Source organism: Kitasatospora sp. NPDC056181 (assembly GCF_042266225.1).
Lineage (GTDB): Bacteria > Actinomycetota > Actinomycetes > Streptomycetales > Streptomycetaceae > Kitasatospora.
The window spans coordinates 1-14,024 of the sequence record NZ_JBHJUK010000112.1 but is presented as its reverse complement, the minus strand read 5'-3'; the positions used below and the strand labels follow the sequence as shown (position 1 = coordinate 14,024).

The following is a 14,024-nucleotide window of genomic DNA, read 5'->3' as shown; positions in this document are numbered from 1 at the left end:
GATGGTCATCCCCACCGCCGGCGTACCCGCCGGCGTCAACGGCAGCGCCGCAGGCGCAGGCGCGGCAGGTACGGGCGGCTCACCGTCCGGCGGATCCGTCGCCCCGGGAGCCGCCGCTCCCGCACCCCGGCTCGGCACCGCCGTCGACCCGGGCTCGGACGCCTTCCGGGCCAACACCGAGGCGCACCGCGCCCTGGTCGCCGAACTGCGCGAGAAGCTGGACACGGCCGCCCTCGGCGGCGGTGCCAAGGCCCGGGCCCGGCACACCGCGCGCGGCAAACTGCTCCCGCGCGACCGTGTCGACACCCTGCTCGACCCGGCCTCCCCCTTCCTCGAACTGGCCCCGCTGGCGGCCGACGGGATGTACGACGGGGCCGCACCGGCAGCCGGTGTCATCGCGGGCATCGGCCGGGTCGCGGGGCGCGAGGTCGTCGTCGTCGCCAACGACGCCACCGTCAAGGGCGGCACGTACTACCCGATGACGGTCAAGAAGCACCTGCGCGCCCAGGAGGTCGCGCTGGAGAACCGCCTGCCCTGCATCTACCTGGTGGACTCCGGCGGCGCCTTCCTCCCGATGCAGGACGAGGTCTTCCCGGACCGCGACCACTTCGGCCGGATCTTCTACAACCAGGCCAGGCTCTCGGCCGCCGGCATCCCGCAGATCGCGGCCGTGCTCGGCTCCTGCACCGCGGGCGGCGCGTACGTCCCGGCGATGAGCGACCAGGCCGTCATCGTCCGCAACCAGGGCACGATCTTCCTCGGCGGGCCGCCGCTGGTGAAGGCGGCCACCGGCGAGGTGGTCACCGCCGAGGAACTGGGCGGCGGCGACCTCCACTCCCGCACCTCCGGGGTGACGGACCACCTGGCCGAGGACGACGCCCACGCCCTCTCCATCGTCCGCACCATCGTCGCCGGGCTCGGCCCGCGGGCCGCCCGGCCGTGGCCGCTGACCCCGGCCGAGCCGCCGGCCGTCGACCCGGCCGGCCTGTACGGGGCCGTCCCGGTGGACCCGCGCACGCCGTACGACGTGCGCGAGGTGATCGCCCGACTGGTCGACGGCAGCCGGTTCGCCGAGTTCAAGGCCGAGTACGGGGCGACCCTGGTGACCGGCTTCGCCCGGATCCACGGCCACCCGGTCGGCATCGTCGCCAACAACGGCGTGCTCTTCTCGGAGGCCGCGCTCAAGGGCGCCCACTTCATCGAACTGTGCGACCAGCGGGGCATCCCCCTGCTCTTCCTCCAGAACATCACCGGGTTCATGGTCGGCCGGCAGTACGAGGCGGGCGGCATCGCCAAGCACGGCGCCAAGATGGTCAACGCCGTCGCCTGCACCCGGGTCCCGAAGCTGACGGTGGTGATCGGCGGCTCGTACGGGGCCGGCAACTACTCGATGTGCGGACGGGCCTACTCCCCCCGCTTCCTCTGGATGTGGCCGGGCGCCAAGATCTCCGTGATGGGCGGCGAGCAGGCGGCGTCCGTCCTGGCCACCGTCCGCCGCGATCAGCTGGAGGCGCACGGCGAGGAGTGGCCGGCCGAGGCGGAGGACGAGTTCAAGCGCCCCGTCCGCGAGCAGTACGAGCGCCAGGGCAACGCCTACTACGCCTCCGCTCGACTCTGGGACGACGGGGTGATCGACCCGATGGACACCCGCACCGTCCTCGGGCTGGCGCTCACCGCCTGCGCCAACGCCCCGCTTCCGCAGCCCGGCCCGTACGGCGTCTTCCGGATGTGACCCCGGTGGCCGGCGTGCCCGCACGCCGGCCACCGGCCCGCACCGGACGTCACCAGGCCCGGCCCTGGCTGCGCCTCACCGCGGCCCCTGCCGCCGCCACCCTCCACCACCTCCTTCTTACGGCTCCCCTCGACCCGGAGGAACGCCTCCCATGTTCGACACAGTTCTGGTCGCCAACCGCGGCGAGATCGCCGTCCGGGTGATCCGCACCCTGCGGCGGCTCGGCGTGCGCTCCGTCGCCGTCTTCAGCGACGCGGACGCCGACGCCCCCCACGTCCGCGAGGCCGATGTCGCGGTCCGGCTCGGACCGGCCGACCGCAGCGACAGCTCGGCCGCCGAGACGTACCTGCGCACCGACCAGATCCTCGCCGCCGCCCGCCGCACCGGCGCCCAGGCCGTCCACCCCGGCTACGGCTTCCTCGCCGAGAACGCCGCCTTCGCCCGCGCCTGCGCCGACGCCGGCCTCGCCTTCATCGGGCCTCCTCCCTCCGCGGTCGAGCTGATGGGCGACAAGATCAACGCCAAGGAGGCCGTCCGCGCCGCCGGCGTGCCGGTCGTCCCGGGCAGCCAGGCGACCGCGCCCACCGACGAGGAGCTCGTCGCGGCCGCCGCCGAGATCGGCTACCCGGTGCTGCTCAAGCCGTCCGCCGGCGGCGGCGGCAAGGGCATGCGCCTGGTGCGGGACCCCGCCGAACTGCCGACCGAGATCGCCGCCGCACGGCGGGTCGCCCGTACCGCCTTCGGCGACGACACCCTGTTGCTGGAGCGCTGGATCGACCGGCCCCGCCACATCGAGGTGCAGGTGCTGGCCGACGCCCACGGCACCACCGTCCACCTCGGCGAGCGCGAGTGCAGCCTGCAGCGCCGCCACCAGAAGCTGATCGAAGAGGCACCCTCCGTTCTGCTCAATGCCGAGACCCGCGCCGCCATGGGCGCCGCGGCCGTGCGTGCTGCGGAGTCCTGCGGCTACACCGGGGCCGGCACCGTGGAGTTCATCGTCCCCGGCATCGACCCGGACTCCCCCACCCCCGCCGAGGGGGTACGGGACTTCTTCTTCATGGAGATGAACACCCGTCTCCAGGTGGAACACCCCGTCACCGAACTCGCCATCGCCGTCACCACTCCTGCCGCCGGACCGGCCGCCGCCCACACCGAGCGGCTGGACCTGGTCGAGTGGCAGGTGCGGATCGCCTCGGGCGAGCGCCTCACCTTCTCCCAGCCGGACATCTCCTTCCTCGGCCACGCGATCGAGGCCCGCATCTGCGCCGAGGACCCGGAGCGCGACTTCCTGCCCACCGGCGGCCGCATCCTGGTCCTCGACGAGCCGCAGGGCGAAGGCATTCGGGTGGACTCCGGCGTCACCCCGGGCACCGTCATCACCAGCGCCTACGACCCCATGCTCGCCAAGGTCATCGCGTACGGGCCCGACCGCCCGACCGCGCTGCGCCGCCTCCGGGCCGCACTGGCCGACACCCGGATCCTCGGCGTGACCACCAACACGGGTTTCCTGCGGCGACTGCTCGCCCACCCCGACGTCGTCGCCGGCCGGCTCGACACCGGCCTGGTGGAACAGACGGCGCAGCAGCAGCCGACGCTGCTCGCCTCGCCCTACTCCCCGGCGTCCGCCGTCTCCGCCGCCGACCCGGCGGCCACCGCGGACGGCACCGGCTCCGGCTCCTCCGAGCCCCCGACCTCGACGCACCTCCTCTACTACGCCGCCGCACTGGCACGGCAGCTGGACCTCTCCCCCGCCGCCGACGGCGGCGGCTGGACCGACCCGTTCTCCCTTCCCTCCGGCTGGCGCCTGGGCGGTGACGCCGCCTGGACCACCCACCGACTCCGTGCCCCCGGCCAGGACCCGGTGGCGGTGAGCGTCCGTCCGGTCACTGCGGGCAACGTAGCCGAGGCCACTGACATTCCCCCCGGCGTCACTCCCGAGGTGGACGTCCGGCTCGGTTCGGGCCCGGCCCACCGCGCACGGGCCGTCCGGACCGGGGACCGCCTGCACCTCACCGTCGACGGCCTGCAGACGACCTTCGCCCTGACCACCGACGAGGCCCCCGGCCGGCCCGGCGCCCCGCTCGCCGGACCGGTCACCTGGCTCGGGATCGACGGCGACGCCTGGCCGGTGCACGCCCACGACCCCGTCGGCGAGAGCACCGCCGCCGGAGCCGCCCACCACGGCGGCCTCACCGCCCCGATGCCCGGCACCGTCACCGTCGTGAAGACCTCGGTCGGCGAACAGGTCCGCCGGGGTCAGGCCCTGCTCGTCCTGGAGGCGATGAAGATGGAACACGTGATCGCCGCCCCGCACGACGGCACCGTGAGCGAGCTGCGGGCCACCGCCGGGGCGACCGTGGCGATGGAGGAACTGCTGGTCGTCGTCACGCCCGCCGAGGACGGCCCGGCGGGCGACGCGGCCGACGGCGGTACGGCCGGTCGGGCGCTCGGTGCGATGACGGCCGAGGTGCGGTCATGAGCACCGCCGCCGCACCCGAGCCCGACGCCCTCGACCTGGGCCTGCCCGACCCCGTCCGTGCCCCGGGCCTGCCCGAGGAGGTCCGGATCCACGAGGTCGGGCCGCGCGACGGACTGCAGAACGAGAGCGCCCTCGTCCCGGTCGAGGTCAAGGCCGAGTTCATCGCCCGGCTCGCGGCCGCCGGGCTGAACACCGTCGAGGCGACCAGCTTCGTCCACCCGAAGTGGGTGCCCCAGCTCGCCGACGCCGAGGAGCTGGTCCCCCGGCTCGCCGGCCTGCCGCAGCGCCACCCCGGGCTGCGCCTGCCGGTGCTGGTGCCCAACGAGCGCGGGCTGGACCGCGCGCTCGCCCACCACGTCTCCGACATCGCGGTGTTCGCCAGCGCCACCGAGACCTTCGCCCGCCGCAACCTCAACCGCTCGGCGGACGAGGCGATGGCGATGTTCCGGCCGGTGGTGGAACGCGCCACCGCGGCCGGGGTCCGGGTGCGCGGGTACCTCTCGATGTGCTTCGGCGACCCGTGGGAGGGCCCGGTGCCCGCCGAGCAGGTGATCCGGTTCGGCGGGCAGCTGCTGGAGATGGGCTGCACCGAGCTGAGCCTCGGCGACACCATCGGCGTCGCCACCCCCGGCCAGGTCACCGCGCTGCTGGACGGGTTCGCCGCGGCCGGCGTACCGGTGGGCCGGCTCGCGGTGCACTTCCACGACACGTACGGCCAGGCGCTGAGCAACACGCTGGCGGCACTGCGCAGCGGCGTCACCACGGTCGACGCCTCGGCGGGCGGCCTGGGCGGCTGCCCCTACGCCAAGAGCGCCACCGGCAACCTGGCCACCGAGGACCTGGTCTGGATGCTGCACGGACTGGGCATCCGGACCGGGGTCGACCTCCGTGCCCTGGTCGCCGCCAGCGGCTGGATGGCCGGGCAGCTCGGCCGCCCCAGCCCGTCCCGCACCGTCCAGGCGCTGCTCGGCGCGAACCAGGGCTGACGCGCGGGGGCGCCGGGAGGTCCCGGCGCCCCTTCGTGACCCCTCGCGCCCCGGCGCAACGTCTGTCGTCCCGCGCCGGTACGGCGCCGCCCGCGGCGTTGCCCGGCCGGCGCCCCCTCCCCCGCACGGCACGACACCTTCCCCCAGTACGTCACCTTCCCTCTCAGCACTTCGTGTGCCGGTCACACCATCCGACCGGCACGCGGTTGTCCCGATCACGCCCGCGGCCACCCCGGCCGGGCCCCAGGAGGATCACCATGCTCGATCACCGGCTGAACAGCGAGTACGAGGAACTGCGGCGGACGGTCGCCGAGTTCGCCCAGGACGTGGTCGCGCCGAAGATCGGCGAGTTCTACGAGCAGAACGAGTTCCCCTACGAGATCGTCCGGGAGATGGCGCGGATGGGCCTCTTCGGCCTGCCGTTCTCCGAGGAGTACGGGGGCATGGGCGGCGACTACTTCGCGCTCGGCCTCGTGCTGGAGGAGCTCGCCCGCGTCGACTCCTCGGTCGCGATCACCCTGGAGGCCGCGGTCTCGCTCGGCGCGATGCCGATCTACCGCTTCGGCACGGAGGAGCAGAAGCGCGAGTGGCTGCCCCGGCTGACCTCCGGCGAGATGCTCGGGGCGTTCGGCCTGACCGAGCCCGAGGGCGGCTCCGACGCCGGTGCGACCCGCACCACGGCGCGGTACGACGAGGCCACCGACGAGTGGGTCATCAACGGCACCAAGTGCTTCATCACCAACTCCGGCACCGACATCACCGGCCTGGTCACGGTCACCGCCCTCACGGAACCGATCGCTCGTTCGAGTGAAGAGGGCGAATTCTCCTCGCCGAAGCGCGAGATCTCCTCCATCATCGTGCCTACCGGAACCCCGGGGTTCCAGGTGTCGAAGAAGTACTCGAAGGTCGGGTGGAACGCATCCGACACCCGCGAACTGTCCTTTACCGACTGCCGCGTCCCCGCGGCCAACCTGCTGGGCGAGCGCGGCCGCGGCTACGCCCAGTTCCTGCGGATCCTCGACGAGGGCCGCATCGCGATCGCAGCCCTGGCCACCGGCCTGGCCCAGGGGTGCGTCGACCAGTCCGTCGCCTACGCCGGTACGCGCCGCGCCTTCGGGCGGCCCATCGGTGCCAACCAGGCCATCCAGTTCAAGCTCGCCGACATGGAGATGCGCGCGCACACCTCCCGCCTGGCCTGGCGGGACGCCGCCTCCCGGCTGCTGCACGGCGAACCGTTCAAGAAGGAGGCCGCGATCGCCAAGCTGTACTCGTCCGAGGCCGCCGTCGACAACGCCCGTGAGGCGACCCAGATCCACGGCGGGTACGGCTTCATGAACGAATTCCCGGTCGCGCGCTTCTGGCGCGACTGCAAGATCCTCGAGATCGGGGAGGGCACGTCCGAGGTCCAGCGCATGCTCATCGCCCGGGAGTTGGGCATCCAGTCCTGAGGCCCCGCCCCTCCCGTACAGCCTGAAAGAGGCTTGCTCTCCCGATTGTCCGACTGGCCCGTCAATCGACTTCCCGGACCGGCGACCGGCCTGTCTGCCGACCTCCCGGCCCTCCGGGTTTCGGGTCGGCGGCTTCCCGGCCTGCCGGCCAGGGGCCGGTCGGGCCATCGGGGCAAGCCAGTTGTCGGTCCGTCAGGGGATCACGATCACCGGGCGGTTGGCCCGCCGCGCCAGCCGCCCGGAGACCGAACCGAAGATCTTGCCGAGCAGGCCGTGCGTGCTGCCGACCACGATGGCGTCGGCCGCGTACTCGCGCCCGACCTCCTCGATCTCGTGGCAGATGTCGCCGCCCCGCTCGACCAGGACCCAGGGGACACCCGCGAGGAAGTCCGCACAGGCGAGTTCCAGGCCGAGCACCTCGGTCCGGTGGTCGGGGAGGTCGACGAAGACGGGAGGTTCACAGCCGGCCCAGACCGTGGCGGGCAGCCGGTTGGCCACATGGACGATCACCAGGCCGCACTGCGAGCGACGGGCCATGCCCACCGCGTAGGCGAGAGCGCGCTCGCTCGACAGGGATCCGTCGAAACCCACCACCACGCCGTGCTGGAACACCGGATCACAGGACAGGACCGGCGTCTCCTGGATCTCCGGCGCGCTCGGCAGGCCGGCACCCCCCGGGTGTTCGGCCCCGGGACCGAGGCGGCCCGTCACCGCCGGCTCCGCAGGGTCGGCCCGGTGCTGGTCGCGTCGCTGGCGGGAACCGGGGCGGCTCCGGCGCGCGATGTTGCGAAGAATGCGGCTGAGAGCCCGAGCGTCCACGACAACCGGCTCTCCCCCTGGATCTCCGCCGTCACAGCCGTCACCACCGACTCCACCGGCCGCTGGGCCGGTGCCGCGGACCGCGTCCGGCTCAATCGGTCGGGATGACTCAAAACCAGCCATGGCTCAAGGCTCTTCGAGGGAGATGGGCCGAAAGGAGAGGACAACGCTGCCCAGGCAGCAGGGCCGCCCACGGGACGACGTCGGTCTTCGCCGAGCACCACCGTTTGTGACCTATTCCTTTCAGAGTACGACGGGCGGGAGACTCAGCCCAGCGGCGAAGCCTCCGAACGCCTCAGTTCCCGCAAACGGAGGATGCGCTCGCCGGCCGCAGTGCGCCCCCCGCCTGCGAACGATCGCGCCCCCTCTGGCGAAGGAGGTTCCCTGGAGCTTGACTGAGCGAACCGGGCGATGCAACAGGCCACCGGGACACCGTGACCGGACTGTCATGGATCGACAACGATCCGTCGCCGCCCGTCACCGGCCGCTGATCCCGGAGGCATGGGCGCCCCGGCGGGGCCGGCATCCGTTTCAGCCAATTCGCACGGGTTCGCGGCGGCCTCTGGCATTTGCCAGGTGCATACGCGCGGCCGCTGGCAGCATGCTCGGCATGCCGCTGCTCCTGCTCGACCTCGACAACACGCTGCTCCCCAGGGACGCCGCTTTCCGGGCCTGGGCTCAGGATTTTCTGACCGAACGCGGACTGCCGCCCGGCGATCTCGACTGGCTCGTCACCATCGACGGCGGCGGCTACGTGCCGCGCAGCACCGTACTGTCCGCCACGCAGCGCCGCTACGGGTTGGACGACTCCCTCGAATTCCTGCTCGCGCACTACCGACGCGGCATCAACTCCCACATCCACTGTCCCTCCCGGAACATCGAGGCGCTGCGGGCGGCGCGCGCGGCGGGGTGGACGCTCGGCATCGTGAGCAACGGCAACACCCGGCCCCAGTTGGAGAAGATCCGCCGGACCGGGCTCGGCCCGCTGGTCGACGGCTGGGTCATCTCGGAGGAGGCGGAGTGCGTCAAACCGGACCCGCTGATCTTCGAGATCGCCGCGCAGCGCTGCGGCATCGCGCCCACCGGCAACTGGGCCGCGGAGGCCTGGATGGTCGGGGACCACGCCCCCGCCGACATCGCGGGGGCCGAACTCACGGGGTTGCGCAGCGTCTGGCTGCACCACGGCCGGCCCTGGGCCGAGCCCGGCTACCGGCCGACGCTCAAGGCGGCGGGCCTGCCGGAGGCCGTCGGCCAGGTCCTGTCCGCACGCAGCGCACCGGCGCCGCGGCCGGGGATCCGGGCGGGCGGCGCGGCCCGGCGGAGGACGACCGGCGTGGAGGCCGGAAGCCCGCGGTCGCGGACGAGCACGGTGACGGCGCTGCCGGGCGTGCGGTCCGGCGCACCGTTCCCGGTGTCCGCCCCTGACGGCCGGCGTGCGCCTGTTCCCGTGCACGGCGAGGAGGTCAGTGCCCGGGGCTCGGCGGCGGAGGGCGGTGTCCGAAACCGTTCCGGTGAATTTGCGGCCGCCGGAGAAGACCGCCCTGTCGGCGGGAGGTCGACCGGTACGGCGGACCGGACGGGCGCCGCGGAACGGGCCGGACTCCGCTCCGACCGCGCTGACCAGCCCTCCCACCCCGCTGTCGTCGGCGCTCCCGCCACGGCCGGTGAGGCCGCCACCGCTCACACCGGCGGTGCGCACCCCTCCCCCGGGCACACCGCCCCTGCACACACGGCCCCTGCGGAACGCCCTGCGCGGACGAGGTTCGCCAAGCCGCCGGCGTGGTTCGGCCAACGCCCGCCCGCACCCGCGGTGGAGGCGGCGGCGGTCTCACCGTGACCTGACCGGACTCCCGCGGACCTGACCGGACCCCCGCGACCGGTGCCGGCCTGCCCCACCCGGCAGACCCCCCGGCAACACCGGCGCGAGGGCCCGGCACAGGAACCTGCACGGGAGCCGATGCAGGAACGGCACGGGAACCTGCCGCCGGGACGGCCCGGTGCCGGGGCGGCCCGCCCTGATCGTCAAGGCGTCGCCGTCCACCCCGGAAGACCCCCGAGGCCCCGGGAACCTCCGGGGGCCTCCGGAGTCCTCCGGGCACCCCTCGGACGCGCCTACCCCTCCGAGGGTCCGGTCAGCGACCACCAGTGCGTACGACCCCGCTCGATGAAGCCGAGCTTGCGGTAGAGCGGCTCGCCGAGCTGGGTGGCGACGAGGGTCGCCGGAAGGTCGTGACGGGCTCCGGCCAGGGCGGTCTCCAGGACGGCGCGGGCGACACCGCGGGAGCGGTGGTCGGGGAGCGTCGCGACCCAGTACACCCCGGTGGAGCGGCCGTCGTCGTAGGTGAGGGAGGCGCCGGCCGGTACGCCGCCGATGCGTCCCAGCCAGGCCCGGAAGCCCGGTTCGCGGAGGAGGTCCCCCGGCAGCATCCCGCCCCGGGTCCAGGGCTGTCGTTCCGTGATGGGGAACCCCTCGACCACGGCCCGCTCGACCTCGGCGAACTCGTCGGCGTCCAGCACCTCATCGACCGTCAGAGGCCCACCGTCCCGGTCGCCGGAGCGCGGGAGCGAGCCGGTCAGGGGTGCTTCGAGCGGGCCCGGTTCGCGCACCATCACGGCCATGGCCCGGCCGTGCCCGCAGCCGTGGCGCGTCATGTCCAGCCCGCCGTAGGGGTCTTCCAGGGTGAGCCGGAGGGTGGACCACTCGCGCACGAGGGCCGCCAGCTCGTCTTCGAGGTCCGCGGAATCGCCGTAGGGGCGCGTGATCACGATGCGGTGTGCGTCGTCCGGCGTGCGGGCACAGCGGACCGCGGTGAACCGGGGTGTTATGAGCTGTTGCCAGCCGTGCGTACGGGCTTGGGCGAGCCAGAATGCGGCGGCGTTGTCGTTGGCCTGTTCGAGCCGGCTGAGGATCTCCACTCCAGGGACGGTAGCGCGAGCCGGCGATCGCCGCTCTGCCGCCCCGGCACTGGCCGGATGAAGCCCGGGAGGCGCACGGTTCGGCCTACGTGCGCCCTCCTGTGCACCGCCTATTTTCGGTCAATCTCGTGCGCCTCCCCCGCCCTTGGGCAAAGTCGCAGCCCAGACCCTCCGGCCGGGCACGCCGAAGCCGGGCGCCCCAGGACCAGTCCCGCGACAACCAGCCACCGTTGCACCGGCCCCCTTCCCAGAAGGGTCGACGGGTGCCACGCTTCGTGATCGAATGCATCACGCCAAATTGCCATGTCGACATAGCGTCGGATGGTGAACTTGTCACAACGGCAACGGTCCACCCGATAGATTCGATCTTGGCTAGCAGTGCCGCACCACCACACCACACCACCGAGGGGGCTTGAGCGCCTTGAGCAGGGTGAGCAGGAGCGACGCGGGTCCTGACAGCGGCCAGGCCGTGGCCGGTATCACCGGTCGCTCCCCGAGAGCCACCGGCGCCCCGGCCATCGCTGCCAACCCCCGTTCCTCCGGCACCTCCAGCGCCGCCCCGCACCTCTCGTACCCCTCTGCGGCCGCTTCGGCCCTGCCCGCCCCGGCCGCCTCCCCGGCGCCGGGACCGGCCGGAACAGGGGCCTTCCCGGCGGCCGTGGAACAGGGTGGACGATCCGTCAGCCGACCCTCGGTCAATCCCGTTGCCGTGCACGGCGGCGGGCACGCAGGCCCGTCGGTTCCCGGCCATCCTGGTACTCCTGGCCCGGGGCAGGGCCACGGACAGGCCGGCGTCCCGGGCCATGTCCACCCCGGACAGCACAGCCAACACGGACAGCACGGCCAGCACGTCCACACCGGACAGGACGCGGCGTTCCCCGCCTTCTCCGGCGGCCCCGCCCCGGCCTCTCCCTCGACGGGACCGGCGTCAGGAGGCATGACGGGTGGCGGAATCGCGGCAGGTCCGCTCGGCCTCGGCGGAAACGGCTACGGTCCGGCCGGCCACGGCCCGGCCGGCGGTCCCGGCGCGAACGGCTCCTCGACCGCGGTGATGGCCGCCGCACCCCGGAAGCTGTCCGGCCGGCGCCGGCGCGAGACCGTCGCGGTACTGATCTTCGGTGGCGCACCGATCTTCGAGAGCTCCATCCCGCTCTCCGTCTTCGGCGTCGACCGCCAGGACGCCGGGGTCCCGCGCTACCGCCTGCTGGTCTGCGCCGGGGAGGAGGGGCCGCTCGCCACCACCGGCGGCCTCACGCTCTCCGCACCGTACGGGCTGGAGGCGCTCGCCCGGGCGGGCACGATCGTGGTGCCGGCCTGGCGCTCGATCTCGCAGCCGCCACCGGTCGAGGCGATCACCGCACTGCGCAAGGCACACCACGAGGGCGCGCGGATCATCGGGCTCTGCACCGGCGCGTTCGTGCTCGCGGCCGCCGGTCTGCTGGACGGCCGCCCGGCGACCACGCACTGGATGTACGCGCCGACCCTGGCCAAGCGCTACCCGCGGGTCCACGTCGACCCGCGCGAACTCTTCGTCGACGACGGCGACGTGCTGACCTCGGCCGGCACGGCCGCCGGTATCGACCTCTGCCTGCACGTGGTCCGCAGCGACCACGGCGCCGAGGCCGCCAACGCGCTGGCCCGCCGCCTGGTGGTGCCCAGCCGTCGCAGCGGCGGCGGACAGGCCCAGTACATCGATCAGTCTTTACCGGAGGAGATCGGCAACGACCCGCTGGCCGAGGTGGTCACCTGGGCGCTGGAGAACCTCAACCAGCAGTTCGACGTCGAGGTGCTGGCGGCCCGGGCCTACATGAGCCGGCGGACCTTCGACCGGCGGTTCCGCACGCTGACCGGCAGCGCCCCGCTGCAGTGGCTGATCACCCAGCGGGTGCTCCAGGCCCAGCGGCTGCTGGAGACCTCGGAGCTGTCGGTCGACGACGTGGCCCGTCGTTGCGGGTTCCGGTCGCCGGTGGCCCTGCGCGGGCACTTCCGGCGCCAGCTCGGGGTCTCGCCGGCCGCGTACCGGACGAGCTACCGGGCCCGGCGCCCGGGGACGGCCTCGCCGACCCCGGCCCCGGTGCACCCGGGCGACCTCCGGCTGGCGGGCGCCGTGCCGCAGTCGGCCGCGGCCCATGCCGCGGCTGCCGCTGCCGCCACCGCGGCGGGCGGGGCACCGCTCGGCCAGCACGGTCCGGCGGGCCAGCACGGCCAGCCGTCCGCGCACCCGCTCGCGGCCGGGAGCAGCGGGCACGCCGGGCACCCGGGGCAGCACGGGCCGCTGGGCCAGCACGGGCAGCCGTCCGGGCCGGGGTTCCACGCCCGCGCCGCGCAGCCCTACCCGCACCAGCAGGCGGGGCAGCCCTCGCACCCCGGACAGCCGGGGGCCGGGCGCGGTCCGGCCCGCCCGCCGCTGGTGCCGGCGCAGGCCGGTCCGGGAGCGGGCCGCCCCCTGCGCACCGCGGAACACGCCGCGGCCGAGGACGGTCACCCGCAGCCGGGTGCCCGCGGTCAGGGGCAGGGGCATCGCAGTGCGGCCGAGCGACCCTCGGACGAGGCCGGCGGGACCGGCGTCGGCGGTGCCGGTACCGGCGGTGCGGCCGGCGGCCGCGGCCACGGTGCGGCCGGCCGGGTGCCGGCGCCCGCGGGGTCCGGCACGCCGGAGGGCAGGGCCCGGCAGGGACGCGCTCCGCAGGTCCGCCCGCAGGGTGGCCGCGCGGGCGACCCCGAGGGCGTCCGGGAGCCGCGCGACCCGCGGACCGCACGGGACGGCCTCCAGGCGCACCCGGCCCACCCGGTGGGCCGGGCCGGGCAGGTCACACCGGCCCGCGAGGCCCGCGAGCCCGGCACTCCCGGCCAGGACGAGCACGCCCCGGAGGGCTGCGCGCCGACGCCGCACCCGGCTCCTCCGGTGCCCGTGGCGCGTGATCGCGCCGTAGGGTGAGTGGCGTGAATGACCGTTTGGTATGGATCGACTGTGAAATGACAGGCCTCGACCTCGACCGGGACGCCCTGGTCGAGGTCGCGGCGCTGGTGACGGACTCCGAGCTGAACGTCCTCGGCGAGGGCGTGGACGTCATCATCCGCCCGCCGGCCGAGGCGCTGGCGAACATGCCCGAGGTGGTGCGCACGATGCACACCTCCTCCGGCCTGCTCGACGAGCTGGAGCACGGCGTCACGCTGGCCGAGGCGGAGGCGCTGGTCCTCGCGTACGTCCGCGAGTACGCGCCCGAGGCCGGACGCACGCCGCTCTGCGGGAACTCGGTGGCGACCGACCGCGGCTTCCTGGCCCGGGACATGCCGGCCCTGGAGGGCCACCTCCACTACCGGATCGTGGACGTCTCCTCCATCAAGGAGCTGGCCCGCCGCTGGTACCCGAGGGCGTACTACAACAGCCCGCAGAAGGGCGGGAACCACCGGGCGCTCGCGGACATCCGCGAGAGCATCGACGAACTGCGGTACTACCGCGAGGCGGTGTTCGTCCCGCAGCCCGGCCCGGACACCGACACCGCGCGCGCGATCGCCGAGAAGTACCAGGCGCCGACGGACTGACCCTCCCCCCGGGGGGGGGGGGGGGGGCGGCGGCGCGGCGGGGGGTGGGGGGGGGGCGGGGGGCGGTGGCGAGCGCGCGCGCGGCGCGCCCGAGCCCC

7 protein-coding genes and 2 pseudogenes are annotated in these 14,024 nt (G+C 74.2%); 7 read left to right on the top strand and 2 right to left on the bottom strand.

The features are described 5' to 3' along the window. Position 1: 1 nt before the first annotated feature. The 4 genes from ACFC1F_RS31905 (at position 2) to ACFC1F_RS31890 (ending at position 6,645) form a co-directional block, all read left to right on the top strand. A complete protein-coding gene (locus tag ACFC1F_RS31905) occupies positions 2-1,732 on the top strand; it encodes a carboxyl transferase domain-containing protein (RefSeq protein WP_245205827.1) in 1,731 nt (576 codons plus the stop codon). 151 nt (positions 1,733-1,883) lie between these two features. Then, on the top strand, positions 1,884-4,211 hold the full coding sequence (locus ACFC1F_RS31900) for a biotin carboxylase N-terminal domain-containing protein (RefSeq protein WP_376163538.1): 2,328 nt from the start codon (positions 1,884-1,886) through the stop codon (positions 4,209-4,211). Continuing rightward, positions 4,208-5,197, top strand: a complete 990-nt coding sequence (locus ACFC1F_RS31895; protein WP_376163536.1) for a hydroxymethylglutaryl-CoA lyase — start codon at positions 4,208-4,210, stop codon at positions 5,195-5,197. The genes ACFC1F_RS31900 and ACFC1F_RS31895 overlap by 4 nt, the downstream gene beginning before the upstream one ends. A 257-nt stretch (positions 5,198-5,454) precedes the next feature. Continuing rightward, positions 5,455-6,645: an acyl-CoA dehydrogenase family protein gene (locus tag ACFC1F_RS31890; RefSeq protein WP_209415855.1), complete on the top strand. Its 1,191-nt coding sequence runs from the start codon at positions 5,455-5,457 to the stop codon at positions 6,643-6,645. Positions 6,646-6,837: 192 nt separating this feature from the next. On the opposite strand, the pseudogene ACFC1F_RS31885 reads toward ACFC1F_RS31890, so the two are convergent. Next, a pseudogene (locus tag ACFC1F_RS31885) lies at positions 6,838-7,269 on the bottom strand (universal stress protein); the annotation flags it as partial. An 805-nt stretch (positions 7,270-8,074) separates the two neighbouring features. On the opposite strand from ACFC1F_RS31885, the gene ACFC1F_RS31880 reads away from it, so the two are divergent. Further along, on the top strand, positions 8,075-9,301 hold the full coding sequence (locus ACFC1F_RS31880) for an HAD-IA family hydrolase (protein WP_376163534.1): 1,227 nt from the start codon (positions 8,075-8,077) through the stop codon (positions 9,299-9,301). A 275-nt stretch (positions 9,302-9,576) separates the two neighbouring features. Here ACFC1F_RS31880 and ACFC1F_RS31875 read toward each other — a convergent pair whose 3' ends face one another. Further along, positions 9,577-10,380, bottom strand: a complete 804-nt coding sequence (locus tag ACFC1F_RS31875) for a GNAT family N-acetyltransferase (protein WP_376163532.1) — start codon at positions 10,378-10,380, stop codon at positions 9,577-9,579. 1,051 nt (positions 10,381-11,431) lie between these two features. On the opposite strand from ACFC1F_RS31875, the pseudogene ACFC1F_RS31870 reads away from it, so the two are divergent. Both ACFC1F_RS31870 and orn read left to right on the top strand, forming a co-directional pair. Further along, a pseudogene (locus ACFC1F_RS31870) lies at positions 11,432-12,434 on the top strand (helix-turn-helix domain-containing protein); the annotation flags it as partial. Between the two features lie 889 nt (positions 12,435-13,323). Beyond that, positions 13,324-13,926 carry an oligoribonuclease gene (orn, locus tag ACFC1F_RS31865; protein WP_148645060.1) on the top strand — a complete coding sequence of 201 codons (603 nt, stop codon included), beginning with the start codon at positions 13,324-13,326 and terminating at the stop codon, positions 13,924-13,926. Positions 13,927-14,024 lie beyond the last annotated feature (98 nt).

Coding starts and splice junctions, on each gene's coding strand:
- ACFC1F_RS31905 (WP_245205827.1), top strand. CDS start 2: ATGGTCATCCCCACCGCCGGCGTACCCGCCGGCGTCAACGGCAGCGCC.
- ACFC1F_RS31900 (WP_376163538.1), top strand. CDS start 1,884: ATGTTCGACACAGTTCTGGTCGCCAACCGCGGCGAGATCGCCGTCCGG.
- ACFC1F_RS31895 (WP_376163536.1), top strand. CDS start 4,208: ATGAGCACCGCCGCCGCACCCGAGCCCGACGCCCTCGACCTGGGCCTG.
- ACFC1F_RS31890 (WP_209415855.1), top strand. CDS start 5,455: ATGCTCGATCACCGGCTGAACAGCGAGTACGAGGAACTGCGGCGGACG.
- ACFC1F_RS31880 (WP_376163534.1), top strand. CDS start 8,075: ATGCCGCTGCTCCTGCTCGACCTCGACAACACGCTGCTCCCCAGGGAC.